A 26330-nucleotide genomic window follows, 5' to 3' on the forward strand; every position below is an offset into this window, starting at 1 on the left:
TCAAGTAATGACATTAAAACAGATTTTTGGGAAGCTGCATTTATGGTTGGGACTGGCATCGGGGCTCGTAGTATTGATCGTTGCAGGCACGGGCACATTGCTGGTATTTGAAGACGAGCTGGATGAATGGGCCAATAAAGACTTCTATACTGTTGCTGTACCACAAAATACACAACGGGTATCAGTAGACAGTATGTACCATGCCGCAAAAGCATACGACTCATCTGTCAAGATCACCCGTATTTACCTGGAAAGCAAAGCTCCTGAGCAAACTGCTATCTTCTATGCCAAAAAGAAAAAAACGCATACCTGGCACATTGCTGTAAATCCTTATACCGGAAAAGTGATCAGGGCAAGAGAGTTTGATAAACGCTTTTTTGGCGTGGTGCTTAACCTGCATCGCCATTTGTGTATGGATGAAGTAGGCAAAACCATCACCCACGCCTCCTGTCTCATTTTTGTGCTCATGATCATTACCGGTCTTGTATTATGGTGGCCCAAACGCTGGAAAATGCTGAAACAACGCACCCGTATTGCCTGGTCATCAAAATGGAAACGACTGAATTGGGACCTGCATGCAGTAACTGGTTTCTACGTACATATCATTTTGCTTTTTATTTCATTAACAGGTTTGGTGTTTGCTTACCCCTGGTTTAGTAATCTCGTTTACCAATTGGCCGATGGCAAACCTGCACCTAAAAAAGAAGCGCCCGCCAACACCACCAAAGCCCCCATTAAGGCCGGTTTTTATGAATCGTTGTACGAACAGGCAAATGAAAAACTGCCTTATAAAGGGCGCCTTACAATATTGCTCCCTGAAAAAGACAGCCTGGCTATAACGGTAAACAAAATGAACCGCGAAGCGTCTGTAGATAACGTGACAGATGTGCTTTATTTTGAAAAAGGCACAGGCAAGCTGTTAAAAGAATCCCTGTTCAAAAATTCCTCAACCGGCAATAAGATCCGCCGGATGAATTTACCCATTCATACTGGTAAACTGTTTGGATGGCCTACTCAGCTATTGGCCCTGATTGCGGCAATAGTAGCCTTCTCACTGCCGATAACCGGTTTTTTAATTTACCTGGGGAGAAAAAAGAAAAAAGTAAAACCTGCTATAGATCCAATACGCATAGGGTCTAAAAAAGAAGAGAACGCAGTAGTTTAAACTGAAAGTATAATCACTATACCAGGCCCCGACTATTTCGTTGGGGCCTTTTTATTTTACCTGTATTTGGAGCGGAGGCGTAAAAACGGTTGTTCTATATATTTATAAGAAAGGACCGCAATGATTATTACTGTTGAAATACCAATAACAAATAAAGATAAATGAGGAATAAACCCAGAAACCGGGAAGCCCCATTTACGATTCACCCCCAGAACGCCTATTAAAACCATCGGGTGATACATATACACCCCATAACTGATTTTGCCAACATACCTGAGTACACGGCTTGTTAAACCCCTGAATGGACTGCCGCGCCAGATTACATTACTTACAATAATTGTATAGGAGCAAGCCAGCAGCATACTACTACAAATAATATCCTTATGCCAATAGGTAAAAAGGAACGCACCCATACAGGCAGCAACAAGCGATGCAGGATGACAAACATACTTCTTCACCCCTTCCCTATTCAAAAAGCAATAAGCCAGCAACCCGCCCAATGCAAAATAGCCGGTCTTTGACCAATAGAAAAAGGCGTTTATCATACTTGCCATCCTGATCCATTTGCTTGAAACCAGCAATAGTTTATGTGTATATAAATAGAAGTATACAAATTCGCTTATAAACATCAGAACAATCAGGGCGATCATAATGGGCGCCAGTCTTTTCCTGATGAATTTAATCAGCCAGGGCCATCCCCAATAAAACTGCTCTTCTACACCAATGCTCCACGTATGGGCGGTAATAGCACTTACCGGATAATATTTCAAATAGGTAATATGAGGTAATATCAATGCAAAGAATAGGGTCCGTCCCCAATACTGTTGCTTTATGACGGGATTGTCATTTGTTGGATCAAAAAAATCAGTGCACCAAACCATTACTACGTGACTTAATAAAATAACTATAAAATATACCGGCCAGATCCGGAGTATACGTCGCACATAAAAATGGGGGGCTGAAATGTTCCCTTGCACCGATTGCTCGAACAATAATAAATAAGTGATCAAAAAACCGCTTACTATAAAAAACAGATCAAGACCGGCCATACCCCACCCCTCGAATATCAGGCTTGTATAACGGTCCCCAATGCCATACATGTCTTTGTAGGTGGTAAAATGCTTAAACAAAACCATTAAACAGGCTATCCCACGTAACTCGTCCAGTCCGGCAAAGTATTTTTTATAGCGGTTATCCATTAAACAATAGTAATCGTTTTTCAACTGTATCGTTTGAACGAAGTTACTGTTTTGCCATAAAAAAAGACCGGCGGGGCCATTTGTCGAAATAATCGTACATTCCACGTTTGGACACTTAATAACAGCTCTTAATGAAGGAAAACAATTCCCCTGAAATTGATTTATTAGAACAAAGTGTTGAGTTTTTAAACAATATTGGAATTGAAACCTCCTATAGAAAGATCGGTAATAAGAGTTTCTTACCCGGTCTTTTGATCAATAAAGGAACAATCATCATCGACAAAGATGCATTGGAGCATCCGGGTGATATTTTGCATGAAGCCGGTCACATTGCCATTGTACCAGCTTTTGAGCGGCAGGGGTTATCAGAAAAAGGAATTATCAAAAGAAAGAACCGGGAAAGTGAAGAGATCATGGCTATTGCCTGGTCCTATGCAGCCTGCATATATTTATCAATCGATCCTTTCTTTGTTTTTCATGAACAAGGTTATCGCGGTGGACGTGATTTCATAACAGATAGCTGCCGCGATAAAAATTATATTGGTCTTTCGATGCTGGAAAACATAGGAATGACTGTTAATATGAAAAAAGCCATGCGTTTAAACCTCACGCCTTACCCTCACATGATCAAATGGCTGCGTTCATAACAGGTTTCCTCCCCAATGATTTAATAAATCGGAAATGGGATTGAATCGCAAGATTTAATGTGGGAATACAATTGTATGGAACATTAAATTCTTCACACTTTCCTTTTACAATTTTACTCAGTGCAGGATAATGAATATGACTGATCCGGGGAAACAGGTGATGTTCTATCTGGTAATTCAATCCACCGGCAAACCAGGAGACTAATTTACTATTGGGCGAAAAATTGGAAGTTGTCTTTAGCTGATGGATGGCCCACTCATTTTCAATTTGCGTTATTTCGTCTAGTGGCGCAAAAGTAAATTCGGTTTCTTCTACCACATGTGCCAGTTGAAATACTATGGCCAGGGTAAAACCCAAACCAACATGCAGGCTTATAAAAAATACCAGCCATTGTTGCCATCCTGTAAGATATATTGGTAATGCAATGTAAAAGAATAAATATAACAGCTTACTGATCCAGAAAACTACATGGTCCGATGTTTTCATTTTCTGCAGATCTGTATTATGCACTTTCTGTCTGAAATATTTTTCAAAGTCCTGGAATAAGATCCAGATCATAGAGCTGATGGCATATAACAAAGGAGTATATAAATGTTGAATCCTGTGCATTGGCACCCATTGTTGTGAACTACACATTCTTATGAAAGGCGATTTTGCAATATCATCATCGATCCCGTCAACATTCGGGTAAGTGTGATGAATAATATTATGTTTATGCCGCCAGATAAAACTATTGCCGCCCAATGCATTTAAGGTTAGTCCCAAGGTGTTATTTACCCAGTTTTTTGAAGAATAGCTCCCATGATTGGCATCATGCATAACATTAAAACCTATACAGGCAGATAAAAAACCCAACACCCCAGCCATTAAAACAATGGCTGCAACCGGGAGGGAAAAAGAACTCAGTGGAACGTATAATATAACAGCGGCAACAATCAGAATGATGGTTTTAGAATATAATCCCCAGGTCCCGGTCTTTTTTAAATTCTTTTCATTGAAGTATTTGTCAGTAGCCATTTTCAATGACTGAAAGAAAACCGCATTCTTGTTATTGAAGATGACTTTTGACATATGTTGGATTTTAGATGAGAAGGGTTAAATGTACCTTTTATTTCTGGCACCGGTGCGTCCGGGTATTTTTTATTTGTTATAAGTAGTAGTTTCCCCTGAGCAACAAGAGTTGGCAGCGCTGCGGTCTGGTGAACCCGTGATGGTGACGTCATATGCATGTGAACGTTAACAGTTTCTTAGCATTTGAGCAAAGTGGCAGGGATTGCCTCTGCTGCGCTCCGGCGATCCCTGGGCGGGACGGTGCTAAACAAATTAAGTACTGGTGCTGGCGTGCCTTCGCATTTTTATTTGTCCGAGCTGGCGCATGAATACCAGGGATTGCCTCCGCTTCGCTCCGGCGATCCCTGTAGGAGGGGTTTAAATGCAAAATACGTCCGGCACTGCGTGCCTTCTTTTTTATTTCTGCGCATTCGCCCGAGCAAGCTCGGTGAACGCTCCGAAATAAAAAATCCCGCCGTTGGCGGGATGTATTATGCATTTGCGGAGACTGAGGGATTCGAACCCTCGATACGGTTTCCCGTATACACACTTTCCAGGCGTGCTCCTTCAACCACTCGGACAAGTCTCCATTTTTTAAGGGGCAGCAAAAATACATTTTCAAACATTAGGCCCCGAATATTTTTTTCGCATTTTCTGAAGTAATTGTTGCAACGGCCGAAACTGGCATTTCTTTTACCTCGGCAATCTTCTCCACCACATATTTCAGATAACTGCTTTCATTCCTTTTACCCCTGAAAGGCACCGGCGTCAGGTAGGGTGCATCGGTTTCCAGCACAATATTCTCAATTGAGACCGCTTTTACCACCTCCCGTAAATGGGTATTTTTGTAGGTTACCACACCCCCTATTCCCAGATAAAAACCCAGGTCAATGATCTGTTGCGCCTCTTCCAAGGTACCGGTAAAGCAGTGAAAAATGCCCCGCAAATTACCTTTTTGGTGCTCCCCCACTATCCGGATACTATCGGCCATCGAATCCCTGGAATGGATCACGATAGGCAACTGATAGTGTAATGCCCACTCTATTTGCTGGTGAAAAGCCTCGTGCTGAGCGTCAACAAATGTTTTATCCCAGTAATAATCCAGCCCTATTTCCCCCACAGCCTTAAAAGCCCGCTTACCCAGCCATTCGCTTATCAGGGCCAGTTCCTGTTTGTAATCTTCTTTTACGGAACAGGGGTGCAGCCCCATCATGGCAAAACATTTACCGGGAAAATCCGCCTCCAGCTGTATCATAGCATCATGGGTCTCGCTATCTATGCCCGGTAGGTAAAACCGTTGAACGCCCTCATTTTCAGCCCGCTCTATAACCGCTTTTATATCCTGGGCAAATTCATTTCCGTATAAATGCGTGTGAGTGTCAATTAATTGAAGATTCATATCGGCCGCAAAATTCCAAAAAAAATGTAGGATTCTCTTAAACTATTTACTTACCCCTTCGTCATAAGCCGCAATGGTTTATCATATGAAAACTATCATGACCTACCTTTTAATTACGGGCCTTCTTTTATCGGCCTGTAAAAAGCAGAACGATGAATCTGGTACCGCCACCGGCAAAGAAGAATTTGCCCTGGCTGCTTCCCAATCAGATGCTACTGCTGAAGAGATCTTCGATGATGTTTTTAATAATGTAATGGGCGTAAGCCCTGAAGTTGGAATTGGTGGTACGGGTGTATTTGGCAGAATGAATGTAAGCTCGGGCAGAATGGATGGGGTAGATTCCACCACCTGTTATACATTGGCAGCCAAACAATTAAATAGTGCCACCCGTTTTCCGTTGCAAATAACCATCGACTTTGGCAGCGGCTGTACCGCCCGCGATGGCAGAGTCCGCAAGGGCAAGATCTCCGTTATTTATACTGGCAACCTGTTTATTTCCGGCAATTCCGCCACCACCACTTTTGAGAATTATTATCTGGACAACATAAGGGTTGATGGTACACATAAGCTTACTAACGTCGGCTCGCCCGATAAAATAAGTTATACTATACAGGTTATCAATGCCAAATTAAGCCAGTCGGCTGGCAATTACATTCAATGGAACAGTGAAAAAACGATAACCCAGGTAGAAGGCGGTGCCACCCCACTCATAGCACTTGATGATGCATACAATATAACCGGTCAGGCCGGCGGATCGGTTCAGTTAAATGGGAAGTATTTTCAATGGTCGACCGCCATTGCCACCCCCCTCATGAAAAGATTCTCCTGCCGGTGGATTTCCAAAGGAACCCTCAGTTTGAAAAAAGGGAATGACCAAGTGGCAGTACTGGACTATGGTTCCGGGACCTGTGACAATACCGTTGTTTTCACGGTAAATGGCTCGATCCACGAAATAACTTTGCATTAATCAAAAAAGTCTTTACCTTTAATTCAGTTTTCATAGGGTACGGATTAAAAACGGGCCAGGGTGTCTACCCAGGCCCAACTTTTTTTTAGGACATACTGTCGCAAAGTCCTGCTTTTCCCACTAAAAATCCGGGTGTTTTTTTACAGTCCTATAGCTTCAAAACGGTATCCCTGTTCACTAAAATATTGCAGCGTTTTTGGTAATGCTTCTTTTAAACGGGGGAACGCTTTCTCACTGTCGTGAAAAACGATTATTGAACCGGGTTGGGCTTGCTTTATAACGTTTAAGGAGCATGCATCTCCCGTTAAGGCAACATCAAAGTCGGCGCTGAGAACGTCCCACATTATTATACTAAAATTATTATTCATTGGAGAGTTACGGATACCCGTTAATAGCTTTACCTGAAATCGGGTGATCCTTCCGTATGGTGGGCGAAATAAATTGGAGTCAATATATTTTCCTGCAGTCAGAATATTTTGGAGGTACTGTTCATCAGTCACCTTCCAACCATTCAAATGATTATTGGTATGGTTACCTGTACGATGCCCTTCATCCAACACCCGGCGATAAATTTCAGGGTGTGCGGCAACGTTCTTTCCAATACAAAAGAAAGTGCCTTTGGCATTGTACTGCTTTAGCTGATCAAGCACAAATGGAGTTACTACCGGATGCGGGCCATCGTCAAATGTGAGGTATAAAACTTTCTCTTTGACGGGAATGTCCCAAACACAACTCGGATAAAGCTTCTTAAGCCACCAGGGTGTTTTTACAAAATACAACATACTAATCCTGTCCTCTGCAGCAAAAATAATTGAAATTACTGTGCGTAACCGGTAATGTGTACCACTTTCTCCTTGTACTTATACAACTTGCCATTTTTTTTAAGATATTCTGCCTGCGAGGTTTCATTGGCAAGTATAGGGTTAAGGTATTCCTTTACTTTATCATCTTTTACTACCGGTGTACCACCAAACGTGATCGCTTCTTCAATATAACCATGCAATAGTGGTTGCAGTTCACCATAAAATAAATTATTACCCGCGTAAATATCACAACCGATCACCTTATCGCCACTTATACACACAAAGCCGGTTATTGAACTATCGCTGTTTTTAAATTTCTCATTAAAGTAACGTAAATAGGCATCCTGTTCAGGCGTGTATTTTTTATCGTGCCGGCGAGCCAGATAAGCAAGCGAGGGCGATTTAGTGCTGCTGCGCTCTAACTGGGAAAATATTTCCTTCCACACCAATACCTGATTATTTGTTTGTCCCAGCACCTTTCGCAAGGCCGGGTCAGCATAGTTGTTATACTGAAACTTTTTTTCCTTGTCGCTCCACCTGCCTTCTTCCACACACATTACTGATATGTATTGATCTTTGGGGGAAGGAGGGAGCACTGTATCCTTGGCCACCATCCTGTCCTGCCGGCCACCAAGAATAATTTCTCCGGAACTTATATAAATGGGTTTCGGGCCATTATTATTGATCCGTAACCAGTGCACATTTTCCGTTGCAGCGGTACCGCGTTCTGTCACAATAGCCGTTCCATTGGCAATAGCCTGGCTTAAAGAGACCACATCTGGTGCCATCCGGCCCAGCCCGCCAAAACCTTTTGGCCTGATGGGAATGATCTTTAAATTTTTGTACGTCCAGGCGCTGTCATAATCCACATACAGGCTCTGGTACGTTAACTGGGCAGGCACTATTTTATATATGAACAAAAAACACAGGAAGATCAACTTTTTTAGCATTCGATAAAGATACATGGAAGAAAGGCAGTAGGCAATAGTGAATGGGCAATGGCAATACAGGTCGGCAATCCACAGTCGGCAGTGGTTTGCGAAATTCGGGCCTCGCTTAATCGTGAAATCTCGACAAGCCGGGAAACGTGAATGGGAAAAACCCAATGCGGCAATCGGCAGACGATCCGCCAGCTGGCGGATGAATCGGCAATCCGTCTCGACTCAGCCGAGAGCCCTCTATCAACCTTTTCAACGCTGTCACCCTATCAACCTGCAAGTAACCTGGTCAACTGGTCAACTTACCACCCCTTCAACTGCTCAATCTTTCAACATCAAACCTCCCGCCTCCTACGTCTTCCCCTTATCAACCTTATCAACCCTATCAACACTATCAACTTCCTCGTCCGCCCGTCAACTGGTTAACTGGTCAGCTGATTAACTTATCTTTGCGCCCTATGGCAAAAAAAGTAAGGGTACGATTCGCGCCCAGTCCAACAGGAGGCCTTCATTTAGGCGGGGTAAGAACGGTTCTATACAATTATCTGTTTGCCCGCCAGCATGGGGGCGATTTTGTATTGCGTATTGAAGATACCGACCAAAGCCGCTATGTGCCGGGCGCCGAAGATTATATTTATGAGTGCTTAAAATGGTGTGGACTACAGCCTGATGAAAGCCCACAGGTGGGTGGCCCCTTTGCGCCGTATCGCCAAAGCGAACGCAAAAGCCTGTACAGACAATATGCTGAATTTTTAGTGCAGGAAGGAAAAGCCTATTACGCATTTGACCGGCCTGAAGAACTGGAGTCAATGCGCGAACGGTTTAAAACAGCCGAAAATCCTTCGCCTCAATATGATCACAAGGTGCGGCAGGAGATGCGAAACTCCTGTGCGCTTACTTTTGAAGAAACCGATCGGCTGCTGGCCGATGGCGTTCCTCATGTGATCCGCATTCGCATGCCGGAAAATGAAACAGTGACCTTCACCGATATGATCAGGGGTGAAGTAAGTTTTCATACCGGACTGGTCGATGATAAAGTATTATTAAAAGCCGATGGTATGCCTACCTATCACCTGGCCGTGGTAGTAGATGATTACCTCATGAAAATAACCCATGCCTTCAGAGGGGAAGAATGGTTACCCAGCGCACCCGTACACATTTTATTATGGAAGTACCTGGGCTGGGAAGCAGCAATGCCGCAATGGGCGCACCTGCCATTGATCTTAAAACCCGATGGCAATGGTAAATTAAGCAAACGCGATGGCGACAGACTGGGCTTCCCGGTATTTGCCATGAACTGGACAACAAAAAAGGAAGATGGCTCTACTGAATTAACAAAGGGCTTTCGTGAATTGGGCTTTTTACCAGAGGCATTTATCAATATGCTGGCCATGTTGGGCTGGAACGATGGTACTGATCAGGAACTGTTCACGCTGGATGAACTGGTTCAAAAATTTGCTATCGATCGTGTTCATAAGGGTGGCGCCAAGTTCGATTTTGAAAAAGCAAAATGGTTCAACCATGAATGGATCAAGAAGACAGATGCCGGCAGCCTGAAAGGAGACGTAAAACGTATTTTTGACGAAAATGGCATTTCCGTTGCTGATGATGCGCAATTGGAAAAAGTGATAACTCTGGTAAAAGAGCGTTGCACCTTGCTTTCTGATTTTGTTGAGCAGGCACGTTTCTTTTTCCAAACGCCGCAAAAGTGGGATGTAGATGCAATAAAACCCAAATGGAACGAAGCCAAACAGACGTTCTTTGGGGATGTTATTAATTATTTGCAGCAACAAACCAACTGGAATGCTGCCGATCTGGAGCATGGATTTAAAGAACTGGCAACCGCCAAACAAATAAAGGCCGGTGAAGTATTATTGCCATTGCGTATAATGCTGGTAGGTGGTAAGTTCGGGCCAGGCGTTTTTGATATTGCAACTATTATTGGGAAGGAAGAAACTATTGTTAGAATAAAGAAAGTGCTGGAATTATTATAGGCTTAACTTGAGGTTTGCAGCTTGACGTTATACAAGCTGCAAACCCAAAGTCTAAAGCCTAGAAGCTCCTATTCTTAGCAACCCATTCACTTATATAGCCAGCTATCTCCGTAGTTGGCGTCCCGGGTGCAAATAACTTCCCCACCCCCATGGCATTTAATTCACGCATATCTTCTTCAGGAATAATTCCACCGCCGGTAAGCAGCACGTCATCCATTCCTTTTTCTTTCATCAATGCTATTACTTTGGGAAAAACGGTCATATGTGCCCCTGATAGAATACTAATACCAATAGCATCCACGTCTTCCTGTAATGCGGCATTTACCACCATTTCAGGCGTTTGCCTAAGGCCGGTATAGATCACTTCCATCCCTGCATCGCGTAAGGCCGTGGCTATTACTTTGGCACCCCGGTCGTGCCCGTCCAGTCCCACCTTGGCTACCAACACCCGTAATGGGCGATTAACATTTTGAGTCATGCAAGCAACATTTAAGTGGCCAAAAATACGGTTCTTTACCCAACCAACAGGGCCTGCCACCCAAACGCTTCATTATTCAATAATTGCATTTCAGCTATCTTTTTACACATTACAACCAAAGTCGCTTTTCCCACACCGGTTTTGTTTGCATTTTTGAGCAGTCAAACAAACAATCCTTCGACTCCAATCAGGAAGTCTATAAGATATAAACATATTATTAGGACAGGTTCTTATCAGATGGCAGCCTTTTTCTAAAGGCTGCATTTTTCATTGGCCCGAAGCTTTAGCGAAGGCGGGCAAGGCCTATGGCGATGTAATTGACGGAGCAGGCGCCGTAGCCGCTTACCTCAACATCATCAATTTCAAATCATCTATTTAGTTTAGATTTACAACACGATCGTACACCTGTACGGTATTGATTGTATTTGTAACAAAAAAACTGCAACATGTATTCTGCAATTACTACATCGATTGAAAATGCCATCCTGCTCATTACCATCAACCGGCCCGATAAAATGAATGCCCTTAACAAGACTGTGCTCGACGAATTAAATACCGCCATTGATGAGGTATATAATAATCAGGCGATCAGATCTGCGATCATCACCGGGGCCGGAGCAAAAGCATTTGTGGCCGGTGCCGACATCAGCGAATTCCAGGGATTGAAACACAGTGAAGGAATGGACCTCGCACACAAGGGCCAGTATATTTTCAAAAAAATTGAAGACGCACCAAAACCCATTGTAGCAGCAGTAAATGGCTTTGCTCTTGGTGGTGGTTGTGAGCTGGCTATGGCCTGTCATTTCAGAATAGCATCGGACAATGCCCGTTTTGGCCAGCCTGAAGTGAACCTGGGTTTAATTCCCGGTTATGGGGGTACGCAACGGTTAACCCAATTGATCGGTAAAGGAAGAGCCATTGAATTTCTGATCACCGGCAATATGATCGATGCAACTATGGCCCTTCAATATGGACTGGTAAATTATGTAGTGCCGCAAGAAGAGCTGCTGAATAAAACAAAAGCGATATTAGAACTGGTGAACACCAAGGCGCCATTGGCTGTAGGCCGCTGTATAAAAGCCGCCAATGCCGTTTTTGATCATACCCGGGATGGTTTTACAGAAGAAGTAAAACTCTTTGGCGAATGCTTTGCCACGCATGATATGGTGGAAGGCACTACCGCATTTCTGGAAAAAAGGAAGCCTGTTTTTCAAGGTAAATAACCAGGTATTAGTTTCAGGTTATAGGTGGCATGGGGTGTATTCCCGGTAACTTGTAACCTGAAACCTTTAACTCGCATTTTTCCGCAATCGTTTGTTCATTTATTTTCCATTCACATTAAATATCTTCAGCCTGCATATGGAAAAAAAACTACCCACCATAAAAGAAATTGCCCGCCGGCTGAATATTTCCGCATCCACGGTTTCCCGTGCTTTGCACGATCATCCCAGTATAGGCCTGCGAACAAAAATGGCGGTAAAAAAACTGGCGGCTGAACTAAACTATGAACCCAACCAAACAGCCATCTTCTTCAAACAGCGAAAAACGTTCACCATCGGACTGGTACTGCCCAACCTGCGGGAAGAATTTTTTTCAGCTGCCATCAATGGCATTGAAGATGTAGCGCTGGACCATAAATATATTGTGCTCATTGGCCAAAGTCACAACGACCTGGCCCGCGAACAAAAACTGGTGGAAACAATGAAAAACCACCGCGTAGATGGCATCATTGCCTCCATTTCCAGCAGTACCACCCATATTGAGCATTTTGAGCAAATGAAGAATTACGACATCCCCGTGGTGTTCTTTGACCGCGTGCCCGATGCCAAAGACATTCATTCTGTAAGCTGCAACCTGTACGACAGCTCCGTGGAAGCGGTGGAGTGGCTTTTCAATAACGGGCATAAACGTATTGCCTATTTGCAGGGACCGGCTACCCTGAATATGAAGAACGAGCGGCTCGATGGCTATGTAGAAGCGCATAAAAAGCACAAATTGCCCGTCGATGAATCGCTGATCGTAAGTACCGATCTGTCGGTTGAGGGCACCAGAAAGGCTATAGACGCTTTATTACTGCTTAAGAAAAGGCCTACCGCCATTCTTTCATTTAACGATTATGTTACCCTCGACGCTATCCAATACGCCCGGCAGAAAAAACTGGTCATCAATAAAGACCTCTGCTTCGTCAGCTACGCCAATGTGCCGGTTACACAGTATGTAGAATATCCCCCGCTGGCCTCTGTTGAACAGTTTCCCTACGACCAAGGGGTAAGCGCCACCGAATTGTTATTTCGCCTTATAGACAAAAAGCTGGCCGGTCAGGAATCTCCGTATGAGAATATTGTGCTGAAGAGTGAGTTGATAATCCGGTAAAGCAAAAGGCTATAAAAGGGGGGGCGCTCTTTCAGGAGCGGCTCCCCTTCTATATTAAAAGGCATTAAGGTGAGCCTCCCTGGAGAGGGAGACCCACCTTTTATAATAGAAACCGTGTATTTTTGCGCAAATTTTACTTTATGGAATTCCGGATAGAAAAAGATACCATGGGAGAAGTGCAGGTACCTGCCGATGCTCTGTATGGTGCCCAAACGCAACGCAGTATTGACAACTTCAAAATTGCACAGGATATCAATAAAATGCCCAAAGAGATCATCCGGGCATTTGCGTACCTGAAAAAAGCGGCCGCTATCACCAATTTCGAAGCTGGCGTTCTGCCCAAAGAAAAAAGCGATGTAATTGGCCAGGCTTGTGACGAAATTCTGGAAGGAAAACTGGATGCCTACTTCCCCCTGGTGGTTTGGCAAACCGGTTCCGGCACCCAAAGCAACATGAACGTAAATGAAGTAGTTGCTTATCGCGGACACATTATAAAAGGTGGTAAACTGAGCGATAAAGAAAAATTCCTCCACCCGAACGACGATGTAAACAAATCGCAGTCTTCGAACGACACTTTCCCCACCGCCATGCACATTGCGGCGTACAAAATACTGGTAGAAGTTACCATTCCGGGTATTGAAAAATTACGGAACACCCTGGCTGAAAAAAGCAAACAGTTCATGCACGTGGTAAAGATCGGCCGTACGCACTTTATGGATGCTACACCGCTTACCGTTGGTCAGGAGTTCAGTGGTTATGTATCTCAACTCGACCATGGCTTACGCGCTATTAAAAACACCCTGGCCCACCTGAGTGAACTGGCCCTGGGTGGTACTGCGGTAGGTACCGGTATCAACACCCCGCCTAATTATGCTGAAAATGTTGCCAAACACATTGCTTCCTTAACCGGATTGCCATTTGTAACGGCTGAAAATAAATTCGAGGCCCTGGCTGCTCATGATGCTATTGTGGAGGCCCACGGCGCTTTAAAAACTGTTGCGGTAAGCCTCATGAAAATAGCCAACGACATTCGTATGCTGTCTTCAGGCCCCCGCAGTGGCATTGGCGAACTGTTCATCCCCGATAACGAACCCGGGTCTTCCATTATGCCTGGTAAAGTAAATCCCACGCAGTGCGAAGCATTGACCATGATCGCTGCACAGGTAATGGGGAACGATGTGGCTATTAGCATTGGCGGCGCCAACGGTCACTTTGAGTTGAACGTATTCAAACCCGTAATGATCTATAACTTCCTGCACAGCGCCCGCCTCATTGGCGACGGCTGTGTAAGCTTTAATGATAAATGTGCCGTTGGTGTTGAACCTATTGAAGCCAATATTAAAAAGCACGTTGACAATTCCCTGATGCTGGTAACTTCCTTGAATACAAAGATCGGTTACTATAAAGCGGCAGAAATTGCCCAGAAGGCTCATAAAGAAGGTACTACCTTAAAAGAAATGGCCGTAAAACTGGGGTATGTTACTCCCGAGCAATTTGACGAATGGGTTGTTCCGAAAGATATGGTGGGTAAGATATAAGACCTGTAAGGTCCATCACACGAGATTGAGTGATTATTAAGTTGGATTGGACCTGACAGGTCTTATTCAACTTAATTAAAACAAGACCTGTCAGGATCGCTTTAACTGACCGCGGGTTTAACACCCAATGGCGAACCTTACAGGTCTTGTTTATAAAAAAATGCCGAAGTAATTATACCTCGGCATTTTTTATTGTTGCAAATTCTTTATTTAGGTCCTATTGCCCACTATACACTTTCACGGTATCTTTTAACTGGTCATCATTTTGCATGGTAACCGGTGCATCTTCTAACGGGCTCTTTTTGAAAAATCTTTTCTGGAAGATCAGTATGGCAATAACACCTACTGAAATAGAGGCATCAGCAATGTTAAAGATGGGCGAGAAAAAGGTGAAGCGCTCACCGCCCCAGAAGGGGATCCAGGAAGGTAATACTTTGTTATCGATGATAGGTGCATAGATCATGTCAACCACCTTACCATGTAAGAATCCGGCATAACCGCCACCAGCAGGGAACATATGCGCTAAACCCGAACCATCATTACTGCCGGAAAATATCATTCCATAGAACATACTATCTATAAGATTACCCAGTGCACCGGCAAAGATCATGGCCACGCAAAGAATAAACCCACGATGGTATCTCTTTTGTACAATGCCTTTAATGTAATACACCCCAAAGATCACCGCAATGAGCCTGAAAACTGTCAGTGCCAGTTTACCCCAGTCGCCACCAAACTTCCAACCCCAGGCCATGCCTTCATTTTCTATAAAATAAAGCCTTAACGATCTGCCCAGCAAAAAGATCTGCTGACCATAATTCATGCTGGTTTTCACCCATATTTTTAAAGCCTGATCGGCGATGATAATTCCCAGTATTACCAGGGCAACTGTTCTAATCTTCACTATGCTAATTTTTAGTTTTCAAAGATAAGGTTTTATATGGTTGGGAAGGTCAGTAAATGATGAGGGGTTACTCCTCAAAATACACTCTTTTTACCCGTTGCGAAACACCGGCAAGCAGTTCATATGGAATGGTTTGTGCCCAATGTGCGACTTGTTTTACCGGCAATTCGGTGCCAAAAACTATCACTTCGTCGCCTTCCTGAATATGTGAAATATTAGTTATGTCAATCATGGTCATATCCATGCACACCGTTCCAATAACCGGCGCCAGCTGACCATTTACCAACATCTTACCGGCACCATTTCCCAACCGGCGCGGATATCCATCTGCATACCCTACACGCACAGTTGCAATACGGGTATCCCTGGTTACCAGCCCCCTACGGCCATAGCTTACCGTTTCTCCTTCCTTCAGCTCCTTGATCTGGGCAATGGTCGATTTCAGGGTAGAAACCTCCCGCAGATCCAGCCCTTCTTCCCCAAAACTGTCGCCACCATACAGGCCAATTCCCAGGCGCACCATATCCAGGTGCCATTGCGGATGGCGAATAATACCAGCAGTATTCACCACATGTTTTATAAAGGGATAAGAAAGTACAGACTGCAACTGCCCTGCCATTTGAAGGTACAGCGCTCCTTGATGATCGGTATAGGCATCATGTTGTGGATCTTCGCTGGAGGCCAGATGCGTGAACACCGATTGCACTTTAAAAACAGGTGAACGAAGCGAATCTATTACCAGCGGTAGTTCAGCCGTGGAAAAACCCAACCGGTTCATTCCTGTTTCCAGTTCAATATGTACGGGGAACTGCTGAATACCTTGTTTTTTAACAAATTCTTCAAACAATGATAAAATGCTTGGCGAATACAGATCAGGCTCCAGGTTGTATTGCACCAGTACATCAAAGGTCGATTCCTCCGGGTTCATGACCATGATGGGCAGATTAATACCTGCCTTGCGCAGTTCAACTCCTTCATCGGCATACGCCACCGCCAGGTAATCGACCCGGTGGAATTGCAGTGCATTGGCAATTTCATAACTACCGCTGCCATACGAAAACGCCTTTACCATGGCCATAATACGTGTGGCTGGTTGTAACCGTTGCTGAAACTGTTTCAGGTTATGGGCAACGGCGGTAAGGTCTATCTCCAGTATTGTTTGGTGTACTTTCTGTTGCAACAGGCGGTCAATCTGTTCCAGCTCAAATATGCGGGCGCCCTTTAACAGGATGGTTTCATCCTTAAAGGAAATATGATGTAACTCTTTTATAAAAGCTTCTACCGACGAATAAAATGCCAGGTCAGGAATACCGGCCTGCAAAAAAACAGACTGGTGGTGGCAAATACGCTCACCTATCCCTATCAGGCGATTCACCTGCCGCTGTTGCAGTAAACGGGCCACCTCGGCATACAGGTCTTTTTCTGAACGGCCGCTTTGTAAAATATCTGAAAGAATGACGGTGCGCTTGCCATGTTGCTGTTGCTGACTTAAAAAATCAAGGGCAATGGTAAAGGAGCTGAGGTCAGAGCTGTAACTGTCGTTGATGATAGAACAATTGTTCAATCCTTTTTTCAGTTCCAGCCGCATGGCCACCGGACCTAATTGTTGCATTTGCTGTACAATCACCTCCTGGGGCACCTGGAAGTGCAACAATACACACCAGCAATGAATAGCATTTTCTACCGAGGCGTTATCGGTGAATGGGATCACAATACTGATCTCCTGTTGCTGATAAGTGGCCGTAATGGAGGTGCGGTTGTCTTCTTTATAAACAGTTCGTATGTGCAGTACCGCTTCGCTCACCATGCTCCAGCTAAAGATCTCAAAGCGTTTGTTGTTGGGCAGCTGTTGCCATAAAGCCGCCACCCCGCTGTTGATCTCAGGATCGTCCTGGCAATAGATCAGTGTTTGTACATGCTTGAACAATTGCAGTTTCTCATTCACCTTTTGGTGCACATTTACAAAACCTTCGCTGTGCGCTTCCCCCACATTGGTAAAAATGCCAATGGTGGGTTGAATGATCTTTTGCAGCTGTTCCATTTCGCCGGGTTGCGAAATACCGGCTTCAAAAATGGCCAGTTCATGCTGCTCGTTCAGCGGCCAAACACTCAGCGGCACGCCTATTTGCGAGTTATAACTTTTGGGACTTCTAATAATCGTGTACCGGTCATCCAACAACTGGTTCAACCATTCTTTTACTATGGTTTTTCCATTACTCCCCGTAATACCTATTACCGGCAGGTTGAATTGCTTGCGATGCCAGGTCACCAGGTTTTGCAACGCCTGCAGGGGATCGTTCACCAGGATGATATTGGCCTCGGCCAGTTTGCTGAGGTCCACGGGATCGCTCACTACAAAATTGCGAACACCCTTTTCATACAACTGGGTAATAAAGGAATGCCCATCGCGGCGTGGCCCTTTCAATGCAAAGAACAAAGAAGTTTGCGGAAATATCAGCTTACGGCTATCGATCAGCAGTTGCTCAATTAAAGCATCGTCGTGCTGAACAAGCCACTTCCCTTTTATAATGGAAGCAATATTGTCGATAAAATATTTCACCCGGTTAATTTGATCAGTGAATTTCCCGGTCTATTCCGGCATCGTTGTCTTTATTTCCATTGGTACGATTGCTTACTGTTACGGAATATACAATTGAGGCTAGGATACAAATTACGATCACCAGTAGAGAAATATATACAGGGATCTCAACATGAAAATATTCTACCAGCATCTTCAACCCTATAAATACGAGTACAATGGCAATTCCCTGTTGTAAATGGCCAAATTTATTGGCAGCACCTTTCAACAAAAAGAACAGGGAGCGTAAACCCAGTACGGCAAATATGTTGGAAGTATAAATTACCAGCGCATCATTGGGCGCAATGGCAAATACTGCGGGAATGGAGTCCAGTGCAAAAACGATATCGGTGGTGGCCAGCATAATTACCACAACAAATAAACTGGTGTAGAACTTTTTACCGTCCACCGTTATTTTCCATTTCCCATCCCCATCGCTTGTAGTTAAAGGCAGCGCACGCTTCATTAACTTGTACACCCGGTTATTTTCCAGATCACCGGAATCCTCATCATGTTTTGTTCTGAACATGGTAATACCGGTGTATATCAGAATAGCGCCGAAAATGTACAGGATCCATTGGAATTGCTGTACCAGTCCAATCCCTATTGCTATAAATATAATTCTGAAAAGGATGGCCATCATGATACCAATCAGCAGTACCCGTGCATAGAATTTCTCTTTTACCTTAAAAAAGCTGAAAATGAGGATGAACACGAAGATATTATCAATACTTAGCGACCACTCCATTAAATAAGCGCTGAGGTATTTAATGGCTCTTTCATGGCCGTTCTCATACCAGATAAATCCAAAGAAAACCAAGGCCAGCGATACCCAAAAGGCAGTCTGCCACAAGGCTTTATTAATTGTAATATGAGAGGATTTTTTACTTAGTAATCCAAGGTCAAACGCCAATGCGAGTATCAATAAACTACCAAATGCTAAAAACGTGATCTGTTCAGTGGTCATGTCTAAATTAAATGGTTGGCAAAGATAAGTTTAAGTTTGTGGTTTCTGGTTTGTAGTTTGTTGTTGAACTCGCTAACTTCGGAATAACCACACTAAAAACAGATTTCCTGAGTTTCAGAAAGCCTGCAACTAATAAGACCTCTAAAAATGAAATAACCACAAACAAAAAACAACATACCACAAACTTCTATACTTGATACTTCCTCTTTCTTACAGCCTGATAAACAATCCCAAAAAGTAGCACTAAAATTACCGGCACACCAATGTTCATCAACTGCCATTGCGTGCGGTCTTCTTCTGTTTTTTTGGTGTCAAGCAGGCGGAGCGCAAAATCTTTTCCCCGGGTTTCCAGGATGTTCGTTGAATCGGTCAGGTATTGCACACAGTTGAGGAAAAAATCTTTATTGGCGTACTGATTATGGGTAAACTGGTTGTACCCCATAGGCAGTGGTCCTTCATTTTGTGTTACTACATTGGCTACAATATCGGCATCGCTCACTACGATCATTTTTCCATCTTTTTCCGGAGCGGCCCTGAATGGCTGATCGTACACCCCAGCCAGGGTATCCAGTTCACCGGTTGATAAACGGTTGGTGTAAAGAGAGGAGAACCTTCCTTCAAGCAGCACAGCCACAGGGATGAACGATTGGTTAAATGTTTTCAGATCATCTTCCGTTTTTATACTGTTCAGCGTTACAATGGCCGGCGTACTGATAATACGGGAGCTTTCCGAGGTGGCCAACAAGATCGTTTTTTTGATGTTATTTTTTATTGTATCGATCGAGTTGGGAAATAAACTTAATACATTATCCAGGTTCTTGGCAATGGGATGGCCCGAATAAGATGATAAGGTTGGGAAATAGGGCCAGGCCACCAGCTGCATTTGTGGCTGATTGCCATAATTGCCCACCACCAGGGGTATTTTATCGCATTGCAGGTCCTGCACCAGGTCGCCATTGATACGTACGCCGTATTTGAACAACTGGTCATCCAGGTTCAGGTTGCGGTCATAGGCTACAAAATCACTGTGCGAACGCATAAGGCTGTCCATTTCAGCATACAGCCTGTCAATGAGCCAGATCACCTTACCGCCATGCATGATGTACTGATCGATCTTCAGCTTTTGTTTATTGGTAAATGGCAGGGTAGGTTTTACGATCACCAGGGCATCAAACATGTGGGGAATAACCGGTACGCTGTCGATAGGCACAAATCCAAAGCCGTATTCCGCGCGCAGTGTATGCTCTATGAGGTCGTATACGTTGTAATTAAGCGGTTCGCCGTTGCCAACCAGGTACCCGACGAATGGTACGGTATCGGCCGTGATCCTTTGAATAGAGCGGGCCAGTTTATATTCCAGTAACGCCTCGGCGTTATTCAGGGATTGTACCCCTCCCGTCATATCCTGCCCCTGAAGCAGGTCAATGGCCATTTCACGGTTTCTATATTGAACCAGGGCGCCGGGGTATACCAGGCGCTCTTCCTGGGCTTCACCGGCTTTCGCTTTTACTTTTATGTTAGTAGGTCTCAGGCCCAGGCTGTCTAAATGCAATTGAAAATGCTGTTTGGCCGTATCGTTCAGGCCTTCACCGGCTTTCTCAAATTTGAATTGAATATTGCTGCCAGCCAGTTCTTTAAACTCCTGCAACATTTCCTTGGTGCTGTTGGAAAGTTTTTTGAACCCGGCAGGCATATCGCCGGTAAGTAATACGGTGATGGAAACTTTATCGTGTAAGCCTTTTACCAGATTTATGGTAGCAGGTGACAGAGTATATCTTTTTTCCTGAGTAAGGTCAACGCGGGTATGCACTACTGATGCCAGGTAATTAATACCCAACAGTACGATCAGCAACAACAACCACCATCCTTTTGAAGCCAGTATTTTGTTCATGGTGTATTTCCGGGTTATCGTTTCAACAAATTGCGATTGGTAAAGATCAAAAAGAACAGAATGATGCTGAGAAAATAAATAATGTCGCGGCTGTCAACCACTCCCCTGCTTACGCTGCGGTAATGGAAATCGATGCCCAGCATTTCAACGTAATAATCGGCTCCCGATTGTAATGCCGGAATACGGCTAATGGCATTGAACCCGCTGTATAATACAAAACAAAGAAAGGCCGCTGCAATAAACGCCACTACGGCATTATTGGTAAAACTGCTACAGGCAATTCCGATGGCCACAAATACGCCGGCCAGAAATACAAGCCCTACATAGGAACCAATGGTCCCACCCATATCGATACCACCACCGGTTGCAGCCAGTTGCTGCACACTGATGGGATATATTATGGTGGGGATCAATGCAATGATCACTACGCCCAGAGCTCCGAAATATTTACCCACAACCAGTTGCCAGCGGCTAAGCGGTTTGGTTTGCAATATTTCGAATGTGCCGCCTTTGAATTCGTCGGCAAAACTGCGCATGGTAATTGCAGGTATTAACAATAACAATATCCAGGGTGCCAGCTCAAAAAATTTATCAAGGGTGGCGAACCCGTAATCGAGAATATTGGTATCGGGAAATACAAACAGGAACAGACCATTCAATAATAAGAATACAACGATGGCAATGTAGCCGGTCAGGCTGCTGAAAAACTGCCGGAATTCTTTTTTACAAACTGACCACATGGAGCGAAAATAAGTGATTATAAGTATATGCAAATAAAAGATGCCGCCCTATGACGCACGATTCAGCAATTTTATTATATTGCGTGTACTCTTTTTATCCATCCAATGAAAAATAGATACATCCGGTTACTGTCTATTTCTGTTCAATCATAAAATAGCCGAAACCTACTGCATAAAAAGTCCCCCTGAAAACACGGGGGATTTTTATTTTCCCCTCTCCCACCCAGCCTCCTAAACAGCGCCCAAAGTTTGGCAAATTTTTCTACTTAATTATTAAAGAGAAGCGGCTCCGTCAACGTATTAGCCTGCCAACCTGTTTACTTGCTTACTCCAACCGGTCAACGATTCAACTGGACTACTCATCATCTTTTCAACGCATTTACCAGCTGAAAACACCTTTTCAGAACTATCTCTACTTCAGGTCAATAGAATAGATATCCCGTATATATCCCGTATATATCCCCTAGATATACCGGAGATGTCCCGTCCCTATATAGATGCGGGATATCTATAGATCATCTGCAGAAAATAAGGAAGATAAATGCAAGAATTTAGAGAACTGGCATCCATACAGACATGAAAAAGCCCTGCTTCTGAACAGGAGCAGGGCTAGTATCTTTATGAACTATTTATCAATTCAGCTTATACCGAGAAACTTTCGCCGCAGGCGCAGGTCCGGCTGGCATTGGGATTATTAAAGTAAAATCCTTTTCCATTCAGGCCTTCAGAGAATTCCAGGGTGGTATTAAACAGGTACAAAAAGCTTTTCATATCGGTAACCACTTTCAGGCCTTTATCTTCAAACACCTGATCCCCCGGTTTTGACTGGTTATCAAAATCCATCTTATAGCTTAGACCCGAACAACCACCCCCTACAACTGATACCCGTAAAAAATAACCGGCTTCAGCAGTTTGGGAAGATTCTGCCATCAGTTTATCTACTTTCTCTTTTGCTTTATCACTTACAAAAATCATAATTACTTATTTGATAATGTGCTAGTTAGCTATTTTACTGGTGATTAGCCAACTAATTGTATAACGTATCTTTTGCCGCTTTGTTTAAAGATAACCAATTCCAGGTCTATTTCCAAGGATAATTGGTTACATTTCAACCAGCTAATTGATTGGTCCTCAATTGTTCCACGGTCTTTTTTACTTTGTCGATCACATAGTCTATCTGTTCTTCGGTGGTATATCTCCCGATCGAAAAACGGAGCGAACTGTGCGCCAGGTCATCTTCTACTCCCAGTGCTTTTAAAACATAACTGGGTTCCATGGAAGCGCTGGTACAGGCGGCGCCCGACGACAGGGCTATGTCTTTGTTCAACCCCATCATTAACCCATCGCCATTCACAAAATTAAACGACAGATTGGCTACATGGGGCAAGCGGTTGGTCCTGCTGCCATTTACGTAGGTAGCATCCAGTTGCAGCAGGGCATTTTCCAGTTTATTACGCAGGCGGCCCATGCGTTCCCCATCTGCTTTCAACTGCAGGCGGCAAATGTCGGCTGCTTTTCCAAAACCGGCAATACCGGGCACATTCAGGGTGCCACTACGCATACCTTTTTCATGGCCACCGCCATCCATTTGGGCGGTCAATCGTACTCGGGGATTCTTACGCCGTACGTAGATGGCCCCTACGCCTTTGGGCCCATACATTTTATGGGCACTGCAGGTAAGGATGTCGATATTGTCTTTTATAACATCAACGGGTATTTTACCGGCAGCCTGGGTAGCATCGGTAAAAAATAATACGCTGTGTTTTTTGGCAATCACTCCTATTTCTTTTATGGGTTGAATGGTACCTGTTTCATTATTAGCGTACATGATGGCAATGAGAATAGTGCGGGGAGTAATGGCCGCTTCCAGCTGCTGCAGATCTATTAAGCCTTCTTTATCTACAGGAAGATAGGTTACGGAACCACCCAGTTTTTCAATATGCCTGCAGGTATCCAGTACGGCCTTGTGCTCGGTAACACAGGTAATAAGGTGATTTCCTTTGCCGGCATACATTTCAAAAACGCCTTTTATAGCCAGGTTATCGCCTTCGGTGGCACCAGAAGTAAAGATGATCTCTTTGGGTTCGGCCCCAATAAGGCGGGCCACCTGTTCACGGGCATAATCTACTGCTTCTTCGGCCTGCCAGCCAAAGGAATGGCTGCGACTGGCCGCATTGCCAAACTGCTCGGTGAAATAAGGCAACATTACTTCCATTACGCCCGGATCGCAAGGAGTGGTTGCATTATGATCGAGATATATGGGTAATTTCAGCATGCTCACTTGGTGAATTTTCTGATTCATTACAAAATTAGGTGGATTCTGGTTACTGGTTGAAGGGGGGCTACATTTTCAGGTGCAACCATTAAATTTGCGACTATTAACTATATGATATGCTGAAAGTTGAACACATTGGCATTGCCGTTCGCGAATTATCGAAATCGGTGCCGCTGTTTGAAAAACTGCTAAACACACCCTGTTATAAAACAGAACAGGTGGAAAGCGAACAGGTGTCTACCGCTTTTTTTAAAACCGGTGATACCAAGATAGAATTGTTGGAAAGCAGTAGTGCCGAGGGCGTTATTGCCCGGTTCATTGATAAAAAAGGGGAGGGCATCCATCATATTGCTTTTGAAGTGACAGATATTGAGGCAGAAATGAAAAGACTGGTAAATGAAGGGTTTGTGCTGCTGAATGAACAACCAAAACGAGGGGCTGATAACAAATTAGTTTGCTTTCTGCATCCTAAGAATACGAATGGGGTTTTGGTTGAGCTTTGTATGGAGATAAAAGGTTAAAGGCAGTAGGCAATAAGGAATGGGCAATGGGGAAAAGGCAGATGGGCAGAGAGAAAAGGCTGCCACAGTTTACCGAAAATCTTCACTTCAATCCCTTGTTAACTGATCAACTGGTTAACTGGTCAACTTACTTACTCCATCTTATGTTCAGGGCATTCAATGCGCAACTCATCAACGACGAGTGATTTTTGCATGAGATTACAATAGTGTGTCTGCTGGCGGTCACCATTGTAATAATAACAGGTATAACACATGCGTTGCGTGCTAATAATACCGTTTTGATTTAACCGGAATATCAGATCAAGCACCGAGAGCAGGAACTCATTTTTTTGCTGTGGCGACAAAGTAGCAATAGCGCCATCTAACGGTTTGGTAAAGTTTTCGATCAGCCCGGTCAACTTCATGCCCTTATCAGTAAGCGAAAAGTTAAAACTGCGGGAATCGAGCATGTCATCGGCTCTTTCGATCAGTCCTTTTTGTTCCAGTACTTTTATTGAGTCGCTGATAGTGGCCTTGGTCATGTTAAACTCCCGGGCCATAGAGGCAATGCGACGTTGTTTATCGGAGTTATGGTATTTAATAAAAATTAGTAGCTGCATTTGTATGGGACTAAGCTTGTGTTCCTTGGCTTCCATCCATAACAATACTCTGAAGACTTCAGAAATCTTTTCCAAAGCGGCTACTATCTTGTAGTCTACGTTAGTAATATGACGCTCCGGGTCAAATGCTGACATGACATGGCAATTGCTTAAAGATACAGACTTAACCCGATGAATAAAATACCCCCCAAGGTTAATAACTCACCCTTACACTTAAATAAAAAACAGAAAATACTGTAACTGCGTTGGTTATGTTAAAAAAATATTGCCTAAAATAAAAAAGTTCCCCTGTAGACACAGGGGAACCATTACTGTTTACCTAATATGAGGACCATTTAAACCTACAATGCAATTTTCTTAACCTCGCTCCATCCTTTGCTATCGCTTACTCGTACTGCATACACACCGGAGCCAGCACTCATTGCATTAACAACAAGCCGGTAAGAAGCCTGACTAAATTCTTTACGCACTATAACCTGTCCGCTCATGTTTATCAACTGTATGGAAACGTTATCTTTTATCTCGCTGTTAAAATCGACCACTACGGTTTTGTTTGAAGAAGCATAAATGTTGGCTACCGTAGCTTCATTGTAGCGTACTGCCCGAACGGTAGAATAATATGCTGCACCATTTTTATCAACCTGACGTAAGCGGTAATACGCAACCGCATCTGTAACATTTTTATCAGTATAAGTGTATCTATTAATGGCTGCTGAGGTACCCGCGCCTGCTACTGTTGCAACCTGTTTCCAAGATTTGCCGTCGGTACTTTTTTCTATTGCATAGTAGGCGTTGTTCACCTCTTCACTGGTTGACCAGAAAATCTGAATATTAACACCCTGGCGGATTACATAAAACGATTGAAAGCTTACGGCCAGCACAACCCAGGGTTGAAAACCTCCAGAGCCACCATCTGCATACTTGGGTCCGACGACCGGGGGATCTGAGCCATTCCATATCTCGGAGCCAATCTTTATTTTATCACTGTTTCCATCCCCGATTATTTTGCCACCGGTTTGTACAAATATTTTGCTGGTGTTGTCCAGGTCTAGTTTGCCGTTGTTGGTAAGGTCCAACAACCCATATACTATAATTACAACATGATTCAGGTTATTAATGTTGGAATTAACTGTTACGGTGTCACCGGCGGAAATTACGATGGTGTCATTAGATACAGGCTTTGTGCCGGCATTCCAGGTACCGCCGGTTTCCCAATCATCATCCTTCGTCGAAAATTTTATGGTTGCCATCAGGCTGGTAGCCGTTAGCAGGGTTAAAAGGGTTACGAAAAGGGCTTTCATCG

General features: G+C 43.9%; 23 protein-coding genes and 1 tRNA gene. 8 read left to right on the top strand and 16 right to left on the bottom strand.

Features of this window, described 5'->3' with window-relative positions; translation table 11 throughout:
- Window positions 1-7 precede the first annotated feature (7 nt).
- Window positions 8-1165 carry a PepSY-associated TM helix domain-containing protein gene (locus tag J7I42_RS02230; protein WP_209137140.1) on the top strand — a complete coding sequence of 386 codons (1158 nt, stop codon included), beginning with the start codon at window positions 8-10 and terminating at the stop codon, window positions 1163-1165.
- A 56-nt stretch (window positions 1166-1221) separates the two neighbouring features.
- On the opposite strand, the gene J7I42_RS02235 is transcribed toward J7I42_RS02230, so the two are convergent.
- Window positions 1222-2469: an acyltransferase family protein gene (locus tag J7I42_RS02235; protein ID WP_209137141.1), complete on the bottom strand. Its 1248-nt coding sequence runs from the start codon at window positions 2467-2469 to the stop codon at window positions 1222-1224.
- Between the two features lie 26 nt (window positions 2470-2495).
- On the opposite strand from J7I42_RS02235, the gene J7I42_RS02240 reads away from it, so the two are divergent.
- The gene (locus tag J7I42_RS02240; RefSeq protein ID WP_209137142.1) at window positions 2496-3011 is read left to right on the top strand and encodes a hypothetical protein; all 516 of its coding nucleotides are present in this window, start codon (window positions 2496-2498) and stop codon (window positions 3009-3011) included.
- Here J7I42_RS02240 and J7I42_RS02245 read toward each other — a convergent pair.
- The 3 genes from J7I42_RS02245 to J7I42_RS02255 all read right to left on the bottom strand — a co-directional run bounded on the left by J7I42_RS02245 (window position 2992) and on the right by J7I42_RS02255 (window position 5461).
- Window positions 2992-4083 carry a fatty acid desaturase family protein gene (locus J7I42_RS02245; RefSeq protein ID WP_209137143.1) on the bottom strand — a complete coding sequence of 364 codons (1092 nt, stop codon included), beginning with the start codon at window positions 4081-4083 and terminating at the stop codon, window positions 2992-2994. The two genes, J7I42_RS02240 and J7I42_RS02245, sit on opposite strands and share 20 nt — an antisense overlap.
- Window positions 4084-4564: 481 nt before the next feature.
- Window positions 4565-4651, bottom strand: a tRNA-Ser gene (locus J7I42_RS02250).
- A 36-nt stretch (window positions 4652-4687) separates the two neighbouring features.
- Window positions 4688-5461, bottom strand: a complete 774-nt coding sequence (locus tag J7I42_RS02255; RefSeq protein WP_209137144.1) for a TatD family hydrolase — start codon at window positions 5459-5461, stop codon at window positions 4688-4690.
- 97 nt (window positions 5462-5558) lie between these two features.
- Here J7I42_RS02255 and J7I42_RS02260 point away from each other — a divergent pair, with 97 nt between their 5' ends.
- Window positions 5559-6428, top strand: coding sequence for a hypothetical protein (locus tag J7I42_RS02260; RefSeq protein ID WP_209137145.1), 870 nt, complete (start codon window positions 5559-5561; stop codon window positions 6426-6428).
- Window positions 6429-6568: 140 nt separating this feature from the next.
- Here the strand turns inward: J7I42_RS02260 and J7I42_RS02265 are convergent, their stop codons facing one another.
- Together J7I42_RS02265 and J7I42_RS02270 are read right to left on the bottom strand one after the other, a co-directional pair.
- Complete coding sequence (locus tag J7I42_RS02265) at window positions 6569-7210, bottom strand: polysaccharide deacetylase family protein (RefSeq protein WP_209137146.1); 642 nt, start codon at window positions 7208-7210, stop codon at window positions 6569-6571.
- A gap of 35 nt (window positions 7211-7245) precedes the next feature.
- Complete coding sequence (locus tag J7I42_RS02270; protein ID WP_209137147.1) at window positions 7246-8181, bottom strand: ARPP-1 family domain-containing protein; 936 nt, start codon at window positions 8179-8181, stop codon at window positions 7246-7248.
- 446 nt (window positions 8182-8627) lie between these two features.
- Between J7I42_RS02270 and gltX the strand changes: the two genes are divergently transcribed.
- Window positions 8628-10163 (top strand): glutamate--tRNA ligase, encoded by a 1536-nt coding sequence (gene gltX, locus J7I42_RS02275; RefSeq protein WP_209137148.1) that lies wholly within the window; start codon window positions 8628-8630, stop codon window positions 10161-10163.
- A 58-nt stretch (window positions 10164-10221) separates the two neighbouring features.
- Here gltX and J7I42_RS02280 read toward each other — a convergent pair whose 3' ends face one another.
- Complete coding sequence (locus tag J7I42_RS02280) at window positions 10222-10641, bottom strand: cobalamin B12-binding domain-containing protein (protein ID WP_209137149.1); 420 nt, start codon at window positions 10639-10641, stop codon at window positions 10222-10224.
- A gap of 446 nt (window positions 10642-11087) precedes the next feature.
- On the opposite strand from J7I42_RS02280, the gene J7I42_RS02285 reads away from it, so the two are divergent.
- The 3 genes from J7I42_RS02285 to fumC all read left to right on the top strand — a co-directional run bounded on the left by J7I42_RS02285 (window position 11088) and on the right by fumC (window position 14552).
- Window positions 11088-11864, top strand: a complete 777-nt coding sequence (locus tag J7I42_RS02285; RefSeq protein WP_209137150.1) for an enoyl-CoA hydratase/isomerase family protein — start codon at window positions 11088-11090, stop codon at window positions 11862-11864.
- 136 nt (window positions 11865-12000) lie between these two features.
- Window positions 12001-13014: a LacI family DNA-binding transcriptional regulator gene (locus tag J7I42_RS02290; RefSeq protein WP_209137151.1), complete on the top strand. Its 1014-nt coding sequence runs from the start codon at window positions 12001-12003 to the stop codon at window positions 13012-13014.
- Between the two features lie 140 nt (window positions 13015-13154).
- Window positions 13155-14552: a class II fumarate hydratase gene (fumC, locus tag J7I42_RS02295; protein ID WP_209137152.1), complete on the top strand. Its 1398-nt coding sequence runs from the start codon at window positions 13155-13157 to the stop codon at window positions 14550-14552.
- 217 nt (window positions 14553-14769) lie between these two features.
- On the opposite strand, the gene J7I42_RS02300 is transcribed toward fumC, so the two are convergent.
- From J7I42_RS02300 to J7I42_RS02330, 7 genes are all read right to left on the bottom strand, one after another.
- Entirely contained in the window at window positions 14770-15456 is a 687-nt protein-coding gene (locus J7I42_RS02300; protein ID WP_317196218.1) for a lipoprotein signal peptidase, read from the bottom strand.
- Window positions 15457-15523: 67 nt separating this feature from the next.
- Window positions 15524-18016 carry a bifunctional UDP-N-acetylmuramoyl-tripeptide:D-alanyl-D-alanine ligase/alanine racemase gene (locus tag J7I42_RS02305; RefSeq protein WP_209137153.1) on the bottom strand — a complete coding sequence of 831 codons (2493 nt, stop codon included), beginning with the start codon at window positions 18014-18016 and terminating at the stop codon, window positions 15524-15526.
- A gap of 13 nt (window positions 18017-18029) precedes the next feature.
- On the bottom strand, window positions 18030-19001 hold the full coding sequence (locus tag J7I42_RS02310) for a TerC/Alx family metal homeostasis membrane protein (protein WP_209137154.1): 972 nt from the start codon (window positions 18999-19001) through the stop codon (window positions 18030-18032).
- 187 nt (window positions 19002-19188) lie between these two features.
- Window positions 19189-20892, bottom strand: a complete 1704-nt coding sequence (gldG, locus tag J7I42_RS02315; RefSeq protein ID WP_209137155.1) for a gliding motility-associated ABC transporter substrate-binding protein GldG — start codon at window positions 20890-20892, stop codon at window positions 19189-19191.
- A 14-nt stretch (window positions 20893-20906) separates the two neighbouring features.
- A complete protein-coding gene (gene gldF, locus J7I42_RS02320; protein ID WP_209137156.1) occupies window positions 20907-21632 on the bottom strand; it encodes a gliding motility-associated ABC transporter permease subunit GldF in 726 nt (241 codons plus the stop codon).
- 642 nt (window positions 21633-22274) lie between these two features.
- The gene (locus tag J7I42_RS02325; protein WP_209137157.1) at window positions 22275-22607 is read right to left on the bottom strand and encodes a HesB/IscA family protein; all 333 of its coding nucleotides are present in this window, start codon (window positions 22605-22607) and stop codon (window positions 22275-22277) included.
- A 133-nt stretch (window positions 22608-22740) separates the two neighbouring features.
- The gene (locus J7I42_RS02330) at window positions 22741-23907 is read right to left on the bottom strand and encodes an IscS subfamily cysteine desulfurase (protein WP_209137158.1); all 1167 of its coding nucleotides are present in this window, start codon (window positions 23905-23907) and stop codon (window positions 22741-22743) included.
- A gap of 116 nt (window positions 23908-24023) precedes the next feature.
- Here J7I42_RS02330 and mce point away from each other — a divergent pair, with 116 nt between their 5' ends.
- Window positions 24024-24428: a methylmalonyl-CoA epimerase gene (gene mce, locus J7I42_RS02335; RefSeq protein ID WP_209137159.1), complete on the top strand. Its 405-nt coding sequence runs from the start codon at window positions 24024-24026 to the stop codon at window positions 24426-24428.
- 131 nt (window positions 24429-24559) lie between these two features.
- Here mce and J7I42_RS02340 read toward each other — a convergent pair whose 3' ends face one another.
- Together J7I42_RS02340 and J7I42_RS02345 are read right to left on the bottom strand one after the other, a co-directional pair.
- Complete coding sequence (locus J7I42_RS02340) at window positions 24560-25162, bottom strand: MarR family winged helix-turn-helix transcriptional regulator (RefSeq protein ID WP_209137160.1); 603 nt, start codon at window positions 25160-25162, stop codon at window positions 24560-24562.
- Window positions 25163-25368: 206 nt separating this feature from the next.
- A complete protein-coding gene (locus J7I42_RS02345; RefSeq protein WP_209137161.1) occupies window positions 25369-26328 on the bottom strand; it encodes a T9SS type A sorting domain-containing protein in 960 nt (319 codons plus the stop codon).
- Window positions 26329-26330 lie beyond the last annotated feature (2 nt).

It is taken from the genome of Niastella soli (genome assembly GCF_017742245.1).
Taxonomy (GTDB): Bacteria; Bacteroidota; Bacteroidia; order Chitinophagales; family Chitinophagaceae; genus Niastella; species Niastella soli.